The following is a 16,277-nucleotide window of genomic DNA, read 5'->3' as shown; positions in this document are numbered from 1 at the left end:
CGGGTCACAGCCGCGCGACGACGGCCCGGGCGTCGTCCAGGACGTCGGGGCCGCGGCGCGTGCCGTAGGCCGCCACGGCGGCCTCGAGGGCACCGGGGGCGATCGTCTCGGCGTCGGCGAGCACCCGCGTCCACGACATCGACGGCGCGTACCGGCTGTAGCCGAAGCGGTGCGCGAGGGCGAGGAGCGCGACCCCACGCTCGACGTCGTGCTCGGCCAGCAGCCACCACGCGCCCGCCGCGAACAGCGTGCAGCCGTCGAGCGGGTAGTCGGGGCGGTGGTGCTCGTGGCTGAGCAGCCCGGGCAGCTTGGCGACCACGACCCGGTGCAGCCGCGAGGCGAACGCGACGGCCTCGGGTCCGGCCGCCCGGGCGTGGCGGGCGTGCGCGGCGAGCACGCCGCCCTCGGCGAAGAGCAGGTAGGGCTGGTAGTCGTCGTCGGCCGTCGAGCCCGGGAAGCGCATCGAGCGGGCGGGGGCCAGCGCGTCGCGGTACAGCCGCAGGCCCCGCTCGACGTCGCCCTCGGCCAGCGCCAGCTCGGCGTGCACCGAGGCGATCACCACGGCCCCGCCGAACAGTCCGGTGGCCGGCGCGGCGTCGAGCGCGGCGATGGTGTCGCGGGCGGCCGGCAGGTCACCGCGCTCGATGGCGGCGCAGGCGAGGACGGCGCGCAGCTGGACGGCGTCGTCGGCCGCCTCGAGCGCGTCGAGCCCGGCCAGCCCGGCGGCCGCGTGCTCGACGGCCCGGGCCAGCTCGCCCCGTTGCGAGTAGAGCCCGGCGAGCTGGGTGTGGTGCAGCGAGCGGAGCCAGACGCCGTCGTCGGGCCGCCACAGCGCGAGCGCCCGGGTGGAGGCCTCGATGGCGCCGTCCGCGTCGCCGACGTTCTCCCGGGCGTGGCTGGCCCACTGCAGCGCGAGCGAGGCGACGTGGCGGTCGGGGTCGTCGACGAACGCCTCGAGGTCGCCGTCGCCCTCCATCGTGGCCACCAGCCGCGCCATCGCGCGGCTGCCGGGGTGGCTCGATCGCGGCGCGCAGAGCCCGAACAGCTCACGGCTGCGCGGGGGCACGTCGAGCTCCACGATGGTGGTGTTCATGACCGCGACGGCGGTGGCGCGGGCGGTGACGTCGACGAGGCGGTCGGGCGGCTCCCAGCCGGTGAGCGCCTGGTCGAGCGCGTCGAGCAGCGCGATGACGCGCACGTGCTCGCCGCGGATGGTCCAGGTGCCACCGAGCGCGGCGATGAGCACGACGACCGACTCCGGGTCGGGCTCGGCGAGCGTCTCGCGCAGCACGTCGGTGAGGTTGACCTCCTCGCGGGCGACCGCGCGGACGGCGTCGACCTGCCCGGCGCCGTCGAGGCCGTCGAGCGCCTCGTGGGCCACGGTGACGCCCCACGCCCGCCGGGCCGCGCGGGCGTCGTCCTCGTCGCCGGCCTCGGCCAGCCGCAGCCGGCCGAACTCGCGCACCGTCTCGAGCATGCGGTAGCGCAGGCCGCCGTCGGCGGTGTCGCTGACCGTGACGAGCGACTGGCCCGCGAGCGACTCGAGGGCCGGGAGGGCGGCCGGGCCGCACAGCGCCTCGGCGCCGTCGAGGCCGAACCCGTCGGCGAACAGCGAGAGCCGCCGCAGGGCGCGGCGGTCGCGCTCGTCGAGCAGGTTCCACGACCAGTCGATGACGGCGAGCAGCGTCTGGTGGCGGTCGGGGGCGCCGCGGTCGTGCCCGCGCAGCAGGGCGAACCGGTCGTCGAGGCGGCGGTCGATGTCGGCCACCGACATCGCCCGCACCTTGGCGGCCGCCAGCTCGAGCGCCAGCGGCAGGCCGTCGAGGCGGGCGACCACCCGGTCGACCACCACGTCGTCGAGCCGGACGCCGGGGCGCGCCGCCTCGGCCCGCTGGCGGAACAGCTCGGTGGCCGCCTCGGCGCTCAGCTGCGGCAGCGCGAAGACCCGCTCGGCGGCGATGGCGAGCGGCGCCCGCGTGGTGGTGACGACGCGCAGGTCGCTCGTGGTCGCGACCAGGAAGGCGACGAGGTCGGCGACCGCCTCGACGACGTGCTCGCAGTTGTCGAGCACCAGCAGCGTGGGCGCCTGGGCCAGCTGCTGGGCGATGCGACCGCGCACGTCGGCGCGCTGCTCGGCGGTGAGCACACGGCGTCCGGTGACCGAGTCGCGCACGCCCAGCGTGGAGCCGACCTCGCCCACCACGTCGTCGGGCGAGGTGACGCCGACCAGCTCGACGAGGTGCACCACCGGCTGCTCGGCCTCGCGGGCCAGCAGGTTGGCCAGGCGGGTCTTGCCCAGGCCGCCGGGGCCGAGGATCGAGACCACGCGGGCCTCGCGCACCAGCGCCCGCAGGGCCCGGACGTCGTCGTCGCGGCCGACCAGCGAGGTGGCGTCGAAGCGGACGCCGGTGCGCACCGGGTTGTCGGCCGCCAGCAGCTGGGCGTGCAGCGCCTGCAGCGCCGGCCCGGGGTCGACCCCCAGGTCGTCGGCCAGGCGGGCCCGGTGGTGCTCGTAGGCGGCCAGCGCCGCCGGGACGCCGTGCACCGCCGCCTCGGCGCGCAGCAGGGCCACCGTCGTGGTCTCGTCGGGGTCGGGCACCGCCTGCAGCAGTGGCAGCGCCTCCGCGTGGTCGCCCAGCGCGGCGAGCGCCCGTCCGAGCACGGCCCGCGCGAGGTCGGCGACGCGGCGGGCGTCGTCGCGCAGCGCGTCGAGCGCCTCGACACCGGCCGCCGTGGCGACCGGGTGGACGAGGGCGTCACGGGCGGCGTCACGGGCGGCGACGGCGTCGCCGCGCGCCTCGGCCCGCACGGCCTCGCGCAGCGCACCCGCCTGGGCCGTGGCGTCGTCGTCGACCTCGTCGCCGAGCCGGTAGCCCCCGTCGACCCGCACGACCACCTCGGCGCCGGTCTGGCGCCGGGTGCGCGAGACCACCACCTGCAGCGCCTTCGCGGCGTTGGCCGGCCGGTCGGCCGGACCCCACACCGCCTCGACGAGGTCGCCCTCCCCCACGGCGCGGCCGTGCGCGGCGGCGAGCGCGGCGAGGAGGGCCTGGCTGCGCTCGCCCGTGACCGGCGTCCCGTCGAGGGCGACGCCGTCGAGCACCCGCAGTGTGGTCACGCCCCGCTCCCGGGGCGGCGGACCAGCTCAGCGCTGGACGGCACCACAGCGCTCGGCCGCGAGCGCCACGGCGGCGTCGCGGGCGGCGCCGGTCTCGGCCTCGGTCAGGGTGCGGTCGGGGGCGCGGAACCGCAGCGCGAACGCGAGCGAGCGTCGTCCGGCGCCGACCTGCTCGCCGGTGTAGACGTCGAAGAGCCGGATCGACTCGAGCAGCGGCCCGGCGCCCTCGCGCAGGGCGTCCTCGACCTCGGCGACGGTGACGTCGTCGGCGACGAGCAGGGCGACGTCCTCCTTGGCCACCGGCAGGCTCGACAGCTCGGGCGCGGTGACGACCTCGGGGGCCAGCGCGAGCAGCCGGTCGAGGTCGAGCTCGACGGCGGCGCTGCGGGCCGGCAGGCCGAGGGCCTGGCAGACACGGGGGTGCAGCTCGCCGGCGTGACCGAGGACGGCGTCGCCGGCCCTGACGGCGGCGCAGCGGCCGGGGTGCCACGGCGCGCGGACGGCGGCCTCGACGTCGACGGGCACGCCCAGCTCGGCGGCCAGTCGCCGCACGACCTCGATGGCGTCGGCCCAGCCCGCGTCGCGGGCTGGGCCCCACCAGCCGGCGCGCTCGCGCTCGCCGGCCAGCACGACCGCAAGGTGGAGCGGCTGGCGCGGCAGGGCGTCGAAGAGCTTGGCGAGCTCGGCCTCGGAGGGCCGCCAGTCGACCCCGTAGACCGGTGCCGGTCCCCGGTCGGAGGGGAAGGCCACCGTGCCGGTCTCGAAGAGCGCGACACCGGGGGCGCCGCGGCCGAGGTTGCGCGCGGCGGCGCGCAGCAGGCCGGGCAGCAGGGTGGTCGTGTAGGAAGGCTCCTCGGTCGACAGCGGGTTCGCGAGCCGCACGGTGCGGCGGCGCTCGTCGTCGGCGGGCAGGCCGAGCTGGTCGAGGGCGGTCTCGCCGACGAACGGGAAGCTGATGACCTCGACGCACCCGGCGCCGGCCAGGGTGCGGCCGACCCGGCGGCGCAGCCGCTGGCTGCGGGTCAGGCCTCGGCCCGCACCCGGGGTGGGCAGCACCGAGGGCACGCGGTCGTAGCCCACGACCCGCACGACCTCCTCGACGAGGTCGTGGGGGTCGACGAGGTCGGGGCGCCACGGCGGCGGCAGCCAGCCGGCCGGGGTGGCGGTGCAGCCCACGGCGAGCAGGCTCTCGCGGGCCACCTCGGCGGGGATGTCGAGGCCGGCGATGCGGCCCGGCAGGTCGTCGGGCATGTCGATCGCGTCGGGCGTCGGCACGCTGCCGGCCACGGTGACGCCGGGCGCGGCGGTGCCGCCGCCGTGCGCGACGAGCAGCTCGACCACGCGGTCGGCGGCCGCCTCGGTGATGGCGGGGTCGACGCCGCGCTCGTTGCGCTTGCCGGCCTCGGACGTGATGCGCTGACGGCGTCCGGTGCGGAACATCGAGACGGCGTCCCAGTGCGCGGCCTCGACGAGCACGCGCGTGGTGGTGCCGGAGATCTCGGTGGCCTCGCCGCCCATGACGCCGCCGAGGCCGATGACGCCGGAGTCGTCGGTGACGACGAGGTCGGCGGGGTCGAGCGCGCGGTCGGTGCCGTCGAGGGTGGTCAGCCGCTCGCCGGGGTGCGCGCGCCGCACCCGGACGGCGCCGGTGAGCGTGTCGGCGTCGTAGCCGTGGATCGGCCGGCCGAGCTCGAGCATCACGTAGTTGGTCACGTCGACGGCCAGCGAGATCGGCCGCATGCCGCACTGCACGAGCCGGTGCGCCATCCAGTCGGGCGTGGGTGCGGTCGGGTCGAAGCCCTCGACGAGCCGCGCCACGAACAGCGGGCAGCCCTCGGGGTCGTCGAGGTGCACCGGGTGCCCCTCGTCGTTCGCGGCGGGGACGTCGCGCTGGGCGGGGTCGGTGAACGGGACGCCGAAGCCGAGCGCGGCGTCGCGGGCCAGGCCGCGCAGGCTCAGGGCGTAGGCGCGGTCGGGGTTGATCTCGAGCTCGATGACGTCGTCGTGCAGGCCGAGGACGTCGAAGGCGTCGTCGCCGGGCTCGCCCGCGTCGGCGGGGAGCACGATGATGCCGTCGTGGTCGTCGCCGAGGCCGAGCTCGCGGGCCGAGCAGATCATGCCGGCGGAGACGTGGCCGTAGGTCTTGCGGGCGCTGATGGCGAAGTCGCCGGGCAGCACGCCGCCGGGCAGGACGACGACCACGAGGTCGCCGGCGTCGAAGTTGTGCGCGCCGCACACGATGCCCTGCGGCTCACCGGTGCCGTTGGCGTCGCCGACGTCGACCTGGCACCAGTTGATGGTCTTGCCGTTCTTCTGCGGCTCGGGCTCACGGCTGAGCACGCGGCCGACCACGAGCGGGCCGGTGATGGCGTCGCCGGGCCGCTCGATCGCCTCGAGCTTGAGACCGAGTGCGGTCAGGCGCGCGGCGAGCAGCTCGGTGGTGACGTCGTCGGGCAGGTCGACGTGCTCGCGGATCCACGAGACGGGGGCCTTCATCGGTTCAGAGCTCGTTTCCGAAGGTCGTGGTGAAGCGGACGTCGCCCTCGAAGAGGTCGCGCATGTCGGTGATGCCCTGGCGGAACATCAGGGTGCGGTCGATGCCCATGCCGAAGGCGAAGCCGGTGTAGCGGTCGGTGTCGACGCCGCAAGCGCGCAGCACGCGCGGGTTGACGACGCCGCAGCCGCCCCACTCGATCCAGCCCTCGCCCTTGCAGGTGCGGCAGGTCTGGCCGTCGACCGTCGTCGCGCCCCGGCACACGAAGCAGACCAGGTCGACCTCGGCGCTGGGCTCGGTGAAGGGGAAGTACGACGGCCGGAAGCGCGTCGTGATGCCCTCGCCGAACATGGCGGTGGCGAAGTGGTCGAGCGTGCCCTTCAGGTGGGCCATCGTGATGCCCTCGTCGACGGCGAGGCCCTCGACCTGGTGGAAGACCGGGCTGTGGGTGGCGTCGTACTCGTCGGTGCGGAAGACGCGGCCGGGGCACACGACGTAGATCGGCGGCTCGCGGTCGAGCATCGTGCGGGCCTGCACCGGCGAGGTGTGGGTGCGCAGCACGAGGTGGTCGTCGCCGGGGTCGGTCCAGAAGGTGTCCTGCATGGTGCGGGCCGGGTGGTCGGGCCCAAGGTTGAGGGCGTCGAAGTTGAGCCACTCGGCCTCGACGACCGGACCCTCGGCGACCTCCCAGCCCATCGCGACGAAGATGTCGGCGATCAGCTCGGAGCCGGTGGTGATCGGGTGGCGGGCCCCGGTCGGCTGCCGGTCGGTGGGCAGCGTGACGTCGACGGTCTCGTCGGCGAGCATCCGCTCCTCGTGCTCGGCCTCGAGCTCGGCCTGCCGCCTCGCCAGCGCCTGGCCGACCGCGCCGCGCGCCTGGCCGACCCGCTGGCCGGCCTCCTTGCGCGCCTGGGGCGGCAGCGCCCCGATCTCGCGGTTGGCCAGGGCCAGCGGCGAGCGGTCGCCCGCGTGCTCGAGACGCGCGCTCTTGAGCTCGTCGAGGTCGCCGGCGGCGGCGATCGCGGCGAGCGCGGCCTCGCGGGCCGCCTCGACCTGCTCGGGCTGCAGCGTGCTCACCTCCACGGGGTCGTAGTCGGTGTTGGGGCCGCTCATGCCCGCGAGTCTAGGAACGGCGGTGCCTCGCCCGCGAACCGGTTCACGCGTGGACGGCGAGCGCCGCCCCGGCGCGGGCGACCAGCTCGTCGCGCAGGTCGGCCGGCGCAAGCAGCTCGGCCTCGCCGCCGAAGGTCAGCAGCAGCCCGACGGCCTGCCGGCGGGCCCGCATCGTGAGGCGGACCCGAGGCCGCGGGTCGCCCGCGACCTCGGGGAGCCGCTCGGGCGTCGTCCCGGCCACGACCTGGAAGGAGGCGAGCCGGTGGAACAGCTCGACCTGGGCGGCGTCGACGGCCACCTCGAGGGTGACCGCGTCGCCCACCTCGAGGGCCCGGCGCGACTGCTCCCACTCGTGCGCGAGGTCGAGGTCGGCCGGACGACGCGCCGGCTCGTCGAGCACCGTGGCCTCGAGCACGCGGGAGACGCGGTAGGTGCGCCGCTGCCCCCGGTGGGCGGCGAGCAGGTACCACCGGCCGGCGTTCTCGACCAGGCCGTAGGGGTCGACGGTGCGGACGGCGGGCGGCTGCCCGTCACTCGCGGCGTAGCGCAGCCGCACCCGGCGGGCGCGGGTGGCGGCGTCGCGCAGCACCGGCAGCACCGGCACCTCCTCGGCGGCGGCGAACCAGCGCCGGCGGTCGACGACGAGCACGGAGGCGAGCGCGTCGGCCTGCTGCATCGCGTCGGTGGGGGCCGTGGCGGCCAGCTTGGCCAGCGCGTTGCCGAGCTCGGGCCCGAGCCCCAGCTCGGCCGTGGTGTCGCGGGTGCCCCACAGGAACAGCGCCTGCGCCTCGCCGACCGTCAGCCCGCTGACGTCGGTGCGGTAGCCCTCGACCAGCCCGCACCCGCCGCCGCGCCCGCGCTGGGCGAAGACCGGGACGCCGGCCGCCGAGAGCGCCTCGACGTCGCGCAGCACGGTGCGCTCGCTCACCTCGAGCAGCTCGGCCAGCCGCGCCGCGGGCGTGGTGCCGTGGCGCTGCAGCAGGTGCATGAGGCGGAGAAGGCGGTCGGCGCGCACGTCGTGGAGTCTCGCACCGAAACCTGACAGTGGCTGTCTGGTTCAGGCCCCAGGCTCGTCACATGACCGACCGGAGCACCACCCTGACCGACCCCCGTCCGACCCTGCTGCGCGCCGCCGCCCAGCTGACCCCGCTCGTCGAGCGGGTGCGGCCCGCCGACCTCGACCGCCCGACCCCCTGCGACGACTGGGCCGTGCGCGACCTGCTGGCCCACCTCGTCGCCGTCGAGGTGCGCATCGCCGCGATCCTGCGCGGTGCCCACCCCGCCGACCTCCCCTCCCTCGTCGACGGCGTCGCCGACGAGGGCTGGGCCGCCGCGTGGGGCGAGGCGGGCGAGGCGCTCGAGGTGGCGCTGGCCGAGGACGACGTCCTCACCCGCACCGTCGAGCACCCCGCGGGGCGGATGCCGGCACCGCAGGCGATCGGCATCTACGTCAGCGAGCTCGCTGTGCACGGATGGGACCTCGGTGCCGCGCTGGACGACGTCTCGGGGCTCGACCCGGCGGTCGCGGAGGGCTGCCTCGAGCCCATGCGCCGGGCGCTGACCCCCGAGATGCGCGACCAACCGTGGGTGCCCTTCGGACCCGTCGTCGCCGTGCCGGACGACGCCCCCGCCTACGACCGGCTGGTCGCCTGGGTCGGCCGCGACCCCGCCTGGACGCCGGCGGGCTGACGTCGTCCCGCGCGCTCCCGGAAGCCGCACGAACCGAGCGATCGCACGGTTCAAGCCCCAGTACCGGCGCGGGGTGCACACGAACCGAGCGATCGCACGGTTCAAGCCCCAGGACCGGCTCGGGGTGCACACGAACCGAGCGATCGCACGGTTCAGGTCCCAGGACCAGCTCGGGGTGCGCACGAACCGAGCGATCGCACGGTTCAGGTCCCAGGACCGGCCCGGGGTGCGCACGAACCAAGCGATCGCGCGGTTCAGGTCCCAGTTCCGGGTGCTGTCCCGCACGAACCGAGCGATCGCGCGGTTCAGGTCGCCGGGACAGGCGGGGGTCAGAACGCGAGCTCGGCGGGCACGCCGGGCCAGGCGCTGGAGATGCGGGCGCCGCCGCCGTCGGCGTCACCGATGACGAGGGTGCTGCCGTGGGCGCGGACGAGGCCGTTGACGATGTAGAGGCCGAGCCCCGAGCCGCCGCCGGCGCCGGCGGTCCAGAACTTGGTCACGGCGCGGCGGCGCAGCTCGGGCGGGATGCCCTCGCCCTCGTCGCTCACCGTCAGCCGCACGCCGTCGGGGCCGTCGGCGTGCGGCTCCGGCGCCAGCTCGACCCGCACGACGCCCTCGCCGTGCCGCACGGCGTTCTCGACCAGGTTGGTCACGACCTGGGTGAACTTGTCGGGGTCGACCAGCACCGGCGGCAACACGTCGTCCGCGGGTGCGACGACCACGATCTCGCGCGCGGTGCCGGCGCTCACCGAGTCGACGACCCGCCTCACGAGCACGGCCGCGTCGCTCGGCCGCGGGTAGAGCTGCAGCCGGCCGGTGTCGATGCGGGCGACGTCGAGCAGCTCGGCGATGAGCCGGCTGAGCCGGTCGGAGTCGGCGCTGACGGTGGTGAGCATCAGCTTCTTCTGCTCGTCGTTGAGCTTGTCCCAGCGGTTCAGCAGCGCCTGGACGAAACCCTTGACGCCGGTGAGCGGCGAGCGCAGCTCGTGGGCGACGGTCGCGACGAGGTCGGAGCGCTCGCGGTCGAGGCGGGCCCGGCCGCGGCCGTTGCGGATGGTGACCGCCACCGACGTCACCGGTCCGAGCGGCACCTCGCGGTGCAGCCGCGCCACGACCAGCACCTCGGTGCCGTCGGGCAGCAGCCACGACTGCTCGGGGACGGCGGTGCGGGTGCGCAGGCCTTCGAAGGGGCAGTTGTGGGCGACCCAGGCGTGGTCGTCCTGGTCGCGCAGGGCGAGGACGTCGGCGAGCGGCCGGCCCACGAGCGCCGCCGGGTCGTCGTCGTGGCCGAGCATCCGCGCGGCCACCCGGGAGACGACGGTGACGCGGCCCTCGACATCAGCGACGACGACGCCGTCGGGCAGCGCGTCGACGACGTCCTGGGCCGGGGCGTCGCTGGGCACGGACCCACCCTGTCACGGCAGGCTCTCCACGTGCGGGCGCGGGACGTGGCGGCGGTGAGCTGGTGACCGTTCCGCGCCGGCGTTCCGTAGCTGACGCACCGCCGCCCCGGCCCGGCCCGCCCCGGCGGTGAGCTGGTTACTGAATCGACGAGCGATTCGGCAATTCACCCACCGCCGCCCCGACCCGGCCCGCCCCGGCGGTGACCTGGTGACCGAGTCGACGAGCGATCCGGTAACTCACCCACCGCCGCCCCGACCCGGCCCGCCCCGGCGGTGAGCTGGTGACCGGATCGAGGAGCGATTCGGTGACTCACGCACCGCCGCCCCGACCTCAGCCGCGCTGAGCGCGGGCCGACTCGTAGAGGCACAGCGCGGCGGCGGTGGCGAGGTTGAGGCTCTCGGCGCGGCCGTGGATGGGGATGCGCACGCGGTGGTCGGCCACCGCGGCGAGGTCGTCGGGCAGTCCCCACGCCTCGTTGCCGAACAGCCAGGCGGTGGGTGCGGCCAGCAGGTCGACCGGCAGGCCGTGCAGGTCGGCCTCGCCGGCGCCGTCGGCGGCCAGCACGGTGAGGCCGGCGGCGCGGGCGGCCTCGACGGCCCGGGCGGGATCGGGCTCGACGGCCACCGGCAGGTGCAGCGCGCTGCCGGCGCTGGCCCGCAGGGTCTTGGGGTTGTAGAGGTCGACCGACTGCCCGGCGAGGACGACGCCCGCGGCGCCCGCCGCGTCGGCGGTGCGGACGACGGTGCCGGCGTTGCCGGGGTCGCGCACGTCGGCGCAGATCGCGACGAGGTCGCCGCGCACGGCGTCCGCGAGGGGGACGTCGACGAAGCGGCACACCGCGACGACGCCGGCCGGGGTGACGGCCTCGGCGAGCGAGGCGAGCGCCCGGTCGTCGACCAGGGTGACCCCGGCGCCGGGCACGAGGTCGGCGCCGGCTGCGGTGGCGAAGACCTCGACCACGCAGCCGGCCGCGAGAGCCGAGGTGACCGCGTTCGGCCCTTCGGCGAGGAACAGCCGCCGCTCGGAGCGTTCCGAGCGGCGGCTGAGTCGCCTGGCCTGCTTGACGCGGGCGTTGCCCGCCGTCAGCGGCTGGGCGGACGGCTGGGAGGTCAGGCGGAGGCCTCGGCCTTGGGCGCGTTGACGTCGTCGGGCAGCGCGGCCTTGGCGGTCTCGACGAGCGCGTTGAACGCGGTGACGTCGTTGACGGCGAGGTCGGCGAGGATCTTGCGGTCGACCTCCACGCCGGCCAGGTTCAGGCCCTGGATGAAGCGGTTGTAGGTCAGGCCCTGCGCACGCGCGGCGGCGTTGATGCGCTGGATCCAGAGACGGCGGAAGTCGCCCTTGCGCTTCTTGCGGTCGTTGTAGCTGTAGACCAGCGAGTGGGTGACCTGCTCCTTGGCCTTGCGGTACAGCCGCGAGCGCTGGCCGCGGTAGCCGCTGGCGCGCTCCAGGGTGGTCCGGCGCTTCTTACGGGCGTTCACTGCGCGCTTGACGCGTGCCATGGTCGTTGCTCCTCGGTGCTTGCTGCGGCGTCGGACGCCGCGGGCTGGTGTGGCCTGGTGGGTGGTGGGGTCGGGGTCAGCGCGAAGGGCTGGGGCTCAGAGCCCGAGCATCTTCTTGGCGCGCTTGACGTCGGCCTTCTCCAACGTCACCATCCCGGCGTTGCGGCGCTGCTTCTTGCGGCTGCCGGTGGTCGGCTGCGAGGCGAACGCGGCGCCCGACTTGCGCCCGGCCTGGAGCCGGCGGATCTTGCCGGAGCCGGTCACCTTGAAGCGCTTGCTAGCGCCCGAGTGGGTCTTCATCTTGGGCATCGTGGTTCTCCTCCGTGTGGTGCTGCGGGCGGTGCGTGGCGGCCTGGTCCGGACGGACGCGGGGCCGGGGTGGAGCGGCGCTCAGGCCTCGATCTCGGGGTCGAGGTTCTCGGAGCGGCCGCGCTCCTTCTTCTTCGCGACGGGACCGGCCGCGTGGGCGGCGTCGCGCTCGGCGTCCCGCTCGGCCTTGGTGGCCGCGCGGGCGGCCTCCTTCTCGGCCTGGACGACGGCGTGGTCGGCCTTGGCCTCGGCCTTCTTCTTGTGCGGGCCGAGCACCATCACCATGTTGCGGCCGTCCTGCTTGGGGTTGGACTCGACGAAGCCGAGCTCGTCGACGTCACCGGCCAGGCGCTGCAGCAGCCGGAACCCGAGCTCGGGGCGGTGCTGCTCGCGGCCGCGGAACATGATGGTGATCTTGACCTTGTCGCCGGCCTTGAGGAACCGGACGACGTGGCCCTTCTTGGTCTCGTAGTCGTGGGCGTCGATCTTGGGACGAAGCTTCATCTCCTTGATGACGACGTTCGTCTGGTTGCGACGCGCCTCACGGGCCTTCTGGGCGTTCTCGTACTTGAACTTCCCGTAGTCCATGAGCTTGCAGACGGGCGGACGGGCGGTCGGGGCCACCTCGACGAGGTCGAGGTCTGCCTCCTGCGCCAGCTTGAGGGCCTGGTCGGTCGGCACGATGCCGACCGTCTCTCCGTTGGGTCCGACGAGGCGGACCTCGGGAACCCGGATCCGCTCGTTGATACGCAGCTCGGTGCTGATGTGTCCTCCAGTGGGATGGCTTGCGGTGGGCTCACCGGGTGGAGGACGAACAAAAGGCCCCCGCCTGGTGCAAGCGGAGGCCAGTCACGACCGCCTCCCGGAAAATGCGTGCGGGAGGGGCCTGTCGGACCGGACCCGACGACCTGGTGGTGCTGCGGTCGGTGCGGGTGGGAGACGGTGGTGCGTGGTCTCCGCTTGTGGATCGGCGACCACCCGGGAGTGGTCACTGATCGGTCAACGCGCAAGCCTACGGCAGGATTCCCCGCGCACCCAATCGCCTGCCGACGCTGCGCCCGTCAGTACAGCCGGGTGCCGTCGGCGGCGAAGCGGTCGAGGTAGTCGCGGATGCGGCTGCGGGCGGCGTCCACGTCGGTGACCCCGAGGTTGAGGTTGAGCAGGTCGATGTACCAGGGCGCCTTGACCGGCTCGAGCACGTAGGCCTCGACGATCTCGCGGGCCACGGGCAGCGTCGTGGCCTTGGAGTCGTCGTGCACGTCGTTGCCGTCGGCGTGCTGCAGCTTGTCGTACTCCTCGGCCAGCAGCCGCTCGAACAGCTCCCGGGTGAGGACGTCGCCCGCCGCGACGCCGGTCTCGGCGTCGTCCGCGGTGAAGGCGCCGCCCTTGTGCAGCCACTCCCACAGCACCGAGAGGCGGATCTCGCCGGTGGCGGCGTCCTCCATGAGGTAGAGCACCTCGTCGTCGGCGAAGAAGTCGGCGGGCTTGAGCGCGGCGGCGGAGAAGCCGCGGCCGAAGGCGTTGCCGTACTGCAGGCCGACGCTGATCAGGTCGCGGGCGCCCCGCACGGTGCGCTTGCCGCCGTCGAGCGCGACGAGGGCGGCGGCGTCGTCGGCGGTGTGGGTCAGCGGCGGGAGGTCCTTGCCGAGCTGGTTGTCGTCGCCGACGCGCTCCCAGACCGGTCGGACGACGTGGACCATCTTCCAGTGGGCGACCCACTTGCCCGAGGCGCCCTCGCGCTGCTCGCGCTCGCCGCCGGCGACGGCCTTGGCCATCGCCGCGTCGACGGCCGCGGGCGCACCGACGGGGATGTTGGGCTCCATGCCGCCCTGCCACAGCGCGTGGTTGCCGTCGGCGTCGGGCGTGTTCACCGCCCGGCGCACGCGGTCCTCGTAGGCGGCCATGTAGCCGTAGGTCATGGTGATGACGTCGATGTCGGGGTTGACGAACGACTCGTCCCACGCGAGCGCGTCGGACAGGGAGTTGATGTAGTCCCACCGGCCGGTGTTGAAGCCGACGAAGTGCCGGCCGAGCGCGGCGCGGATCTCCATGAGCTGGAAGGACGCCTCGAGCTGCTCGACGAGCACGTAGCCGACCACCGTGCCCCGGTCGAGGCCGAGGTGGTCCTCGAGCGCGTCGAGCACGGCGCCCCAGAAGGCGGCCTCGGCGGCGGTCTGGATCTTGGGCATGTAGACGACGACCGAGCGGCCCTGCTCGCGCAGCGCGGCGTGGTTGCCCACCACGTAGAGCGCGAGGTCGGCGATGGTGGCCGAGAGGGCGCGGCCGTCGTCGTGGCGCAGGTGCCGGTCGACGAGGTGCAGGCCGCGGGCGCGGAAGATGCGGGTGGTGCAGCCGAGCTGCTCGCGCCAGTCGGCGATCGACTCGCGGCCGTGGAACTCGCGGGCCCAGGCGTTGATCTCGCCGGCCACCTGCTCGGCGACCTCGAGGAACTGCGGGTCGCCGGCGATCATCAGCCGCAGGTTGCGCTGGTTGTCGAGCGACATGGTGTCGACCTGGCCGAGCGCGTCCTCACCGTCGAACATCCAGCCGTCGGCGCCCGAGAGCATGGCGTGGGCGACGTTGCGCAGCCCGGAGGCCACCGAGGCGCGCGGCTTGGTGCCCGGTCCGGTGCCCTGGATCCACTGCCGGCGCAGGTCGGGCGGCACGACGGCACCGACGAAGCGGCCGGCGCGGGCGTCGGCGACGGTGAGCTCGGTGCCGTCCGGGCCGGGGAGGACGGCGTCCTCGGGCAGGAAGCCGGGCGGACGGCGGTCGCGCGCCCGCTGCGCCCGGCGCTCGATCCGCTCGGCCATCAGCCGCTCGCGCTGCGCGTCGAGCGGGGCGAGCGCGTCGAGGGCGGCGACGACCTCGTCGGTCAGGACGTCGGGGTAGGCGGAGCGGACCTCATCGGCGATGACCACGGGCATGGCGCCAGCGTCTCACTCCCCCGGCCGCGACTGCTCCCCCTCCTGCGACTCCCCGGCGACCCAGGCCAGGCCCTCGGCGGTCGCGACCGGACGACGTCCGTCGGCGAGACCGAGCAGGTGCGGGCCGGTGACGACGAACCGGGCCGGGCCGGCGAGGTCGACGACGAGCGCGGCGGCGTCCTCCTGCACGGCGGCGAGCGCGGCCGTCGGGGCGGTGACGGGCACCGGCCGGGCCGCGGGGTCCCAGGCGGCGAGGCTCGCGGTCGAGGTGAAGGCGAGCAGGCCGCGCTGGCCGCCGGCGCTCTCGACGAGCACCGCCGCCATGTCGCTGGTCTTGTCGGCACCGGTGACCGCGTCGACCTCGCCCGCGACCGCGACGACCGGCACCAGCACCCGGGCGTCGCGCAGCGCGGCAAGCACGGCGGCCAGGGTGGCGGCGGTGGCACCGGCGGCGTGCGCGGCCAGCGCGGCGCCCAGCGCGGCGTCGGCGTCACCGGTGTCGTCGGGGAAGGCGGGCGCCATCAGCTCGCGGCGGGGCTCGTCGGGCACCTCCGCATCCTCGCAAGGGTCGACCCCTCCCCGCGCCGACGGGGTTGGGGTTCGGGCCCACGTGGGAGTCTGGAGGCATGGAGAGCACGACGTACGGCGTCCTGGCCATCGCGCTCACGGTGGCCTTCGGCATCGGCACCTGGGTGGCCTACACCAAGCGGGGCCTCGGAGCCGGCTTGATGGGGGCCGGCATCACGGTGCTGCCGGTCGCGGCCTGGCTGACCGGCACGCTGCGGATGTTCTCCGAGGTCGGCTCGGCCGTCGGGCGGTGGGGCAGCAACCTCGTCCTCAGCCCGCGGGTGTGGGTCGGCATCGTGCTCGCCGTCGTCGGCGTGCTGGTCTTCGTCGCCGGCCGCGCCGTGCACGCCCGCTCGGGCGGCGCGGCACCCGCGCCCCGCGAGCGTCGTCCCGCCGACCCCGCCGCGCCGCCGGCGTCGCTGCCGGCCTCCCAGCCCGAGCCGGCGGGCCGCCGAGGCAAGGCCGCCCCCGCTCCCGTCGACGACGACCTGGCCGACATCGAGGCCATCCTCAAGAGCCGGGGCATCACCTGAGCCCTGGGCCCGCCCCGGTGCCTGACCTGCCTGACCTGCCCGACGTGCCCGACCTGCTCGACCTGCTCGCCGCGCGCACCCCGACGCTCGGCCCCGCGCGGCTGCTCTGCGTCGACGGGCCGGCCGGGTCGGGCAAGACCACGCTCGCGGACGCCGTCGCGGCGGCCACGGGGGCGGTCGTCGTCCACCTCGACGACCTGTACGACGGCTGGGACGGGCTGGACGACGTCCACCTCCAGCTGACGACGCTGCTGCGGCCGCTGGCGACCAGTCTGCCGGGCCGCTTCCGGCGCTACGACTGGCACGCCGGGCGGTTCGCCGAGACCGTGACGGTGGCGCCGGCCGACCTGGCGGCGGCCGGGCTGCTGGTGGTGGAGGGCGTGGGCGCGGGCGCGCGGCAGACAGCCGACCTGGCCACCGTCCTGGTGTGGGTGGAGGCGCCGTCGGAGGAGCGGCTGCGCCGTGGGCTCGAGCGCGACGGCGAGGCGCTGCGCGGGCACTGGCTCGCCTGGCGCGAGGCCGAGGACGCCCACCACGCCGCCCACGGCACCCGGGCGCGCGCCGACCTGGTGGTCGACGGCACCCGCCGCTGAGGACTAGGTTGCCGAGCAGTCGACTTCT

At 75.4% G+C, this 16,277-nt stretch carries 14 protein-coding genes; 3 read left to right on the top strand and 11 right to left on the bottom strand.

The window, feature by feature from the left end:
* Positions 1-4: 4 nt before the first annotated feature.
* Genes ABEA04_RS17810 through ABEA04_RS17795 form a run of 4 tightly spaced genes read right to left on the bottom strand, consistent with a single transcriptional unit; the run spans position 5 to position 7,740 of the window.
* Positions 5-3,118 carry an ATP-binding protein gene (locus ABEA04_RS17810; protein WP_345461729.1) on the bottom strand — a complete coding sequence of 1,038 codons (3,114 nt, stop codon included), beginning with the start codon at positions 3,116-3,118 and terminating at the stop codon, positions 5-7.
* Between the two features lie 27 nt (positions 3,119-3,145).
* Complete coding sequence (gene pheT / locus ABEA04_RS17805; RefSeq protein ID WP_345461726.1) at positions 3,146-5,614, bottom strand: phenylalanine--tRNA ligase subunit beta; 2,469 nt, start codon at positions 5,612-5,614, stop codon at positions 3,146-3,148.
* A 4-nt stretch (positions 5,615-5,618) separates the two neighbouring features.
* Positions 5,619-6,725, bottom strand: coding sequence for a phenylalanine--tRNA ligase subunit alpha (gene pheS / locus ABEA04_RS17800; protein WP_345461723.1), 1,107 nt, complete (start codon positions 6,723-6,725; stop codon positions 5,619-5,621).
* Positions 6,726-6,768: 43 nt separating this feature from the next.
* Positions 6,769-7,740 carry a helix-turn-helix transcriptional regulator gene (locus ABEA04_RS17795; RefSeq protein ID WP_345461720.1) on the bottom strand — a complete coding sequence of 324 codons (972 nt, stop codon included), beginning with the start codon at positions 7,738-7,740 and terminating at the stop codon, positions 6,769-6,771.
* Positions 7,741-7,802: 62 nt separating this feature from the next.
* Here ABEA04_RS17795 and ABEA04_RS17790 point away from each other — a divergent pair, with 62 nt between their 5' ends.
* Positions 7,803-8,414, top strand: coding sequence for a TIGR03086 family metal-binding protein (locus tag ABEA04_RS17790; protein WP_345461717.1), 612 nt, complete (start codon positions 7,803-7,805; stop codon positions 8,412-8,414).
* 329 nt (positions 8,415-8,743) lie between these two features.
* Here the strand turns inward: ABEA04_RS17790 and ABEA04_RS17785 are convergent, their stop codons facing one another.
* From ABEA04_RS17785 to ABEA04_RS17755, 7 genes are all read right to left on the bottom strand, one after another.
* On the bottom strand, positions 8,744-9,817 hold the full coding sequence (locus ABEA04_RS17785) for a sensor histidine kinase (RefSeq protein WP_345461714.1): 1,074 nt from the start codon (positions 9,815-9,817) through the stop codon (positions 8,744-8,746).
* 331 nt (positions 9,818-10,148) lie between these two features.
* Entirely contained in the window at positions 10,149-10,904 is a 756-nt protein-coding gene (locus ABEA04_RS17780; RefSeq protein ID WP_425577052.1) for a TrmH family RNA methyltransferase, read from the bottom strand.
* A 23-nt stretch (positions 10,905-10,927) separates the two neighbouring features.
* Entirely contained in the window at positions 10,928-11,320 is a 393-nt protein-coding gene (gene rplT / locus ABEA04_RS17775; protein ID WP_345461708.1) for a 50S ribosomal protein L20, read from the bottom strand.
* Between the two features lie 96 nt (positions 11,321-11,416).
* Positions 11,417-11,629: a large ribosomal subunit protein bL35 gene (locus ABEA04_RS17770; RefSeq protein WP_345461705.1), complete on the bottom strand. Its 213-nt coding sequence runs from the start codon at positions 11,627-11,629 to the stop codon at positions 11,417-11,419.
* A gap of 81 nt (positions 11,630-11,710) precedes the next feature.
* Positions 11,711-12,394, bottom strand: a complete 684-nt coding sequence (gene infC / locus ABEA04_RS17765; RefSeq protein WP_345461815.1) for a translation initiation factor IF-3 — start codon at positions 12,392-12,394, stop codon at positions 11,711-11,713.
* A 296-nt stretch (positions 12,395-12,690) separates the two neighbouring features.
* Entirely contained in the window at positions 12,691-14,556 is a 1,866-nt protein-coding gene (locus ABEA04_RS17760; protein ID WP_345461702.1) for a hypothetical protein, read from the bottom strand.
* Between the two features lie 12 nt (positions 14,557-14,568).
* Positions 14,569-15,105 carry an SseB family protein gene (locus ABEA04_RS17755; RefSeq protein WP_345461699.1) on the bottom strand — a complete coding sequence of 179 codons (537 nt, stop codon included), beginning with the start codon at positions 15,103-15,105 and terminating at the stop codon, positions 14,569-14,571.
* A gap of 77 nt (positions 15,106-15,182) precedes the next feature.
* Here ABEA04_RS17755 and ABEA04_RS17750 point away from each other — a divergent pair, with 77 nt between their 5' ends.
* The gene (locus tag ABEA04_RS17750) at positions 15,183-15,656 is read left to right on the top strand and encodes a hypothetical protein (RefSeq protein WP_345461696.1); all 474 of its coding nucleotides are present in this window, start codon (positions 15,183-15,185) and stop codon (positions 15,654-15,656) included.
* 17 nt (positions 15,657-15,673) lie between these two features.
* Positions 15,674-16,249, top strand: a complete 576-nt coding sequence (locus tag ABEA04_RS17745; RefSeq protein WP_345461693.1) for a uridine kinase family protein — start codon at positions 15,674-15,676, stop codon at positions 16,247-16,249.
* The last annotated feature ends 28 nt before the right edge of the window (positions 16,250-16,277 follow it).

Source organism: Nocardioides marinquilinus (genome assembly GCF_039543705.1).
Taxonomy (GTDB): domain Bacteria; phylum Actinomycetota; class Actinomycetes; order Propionibacteriales; family Nocardioidaceae; genus Nocardioides; species Nocardioides marinquilinus.
Note: the sequence above shows the minus strand (reverse complement) of the source record. Positions and strands in the feature narration are given on the sequence as shown.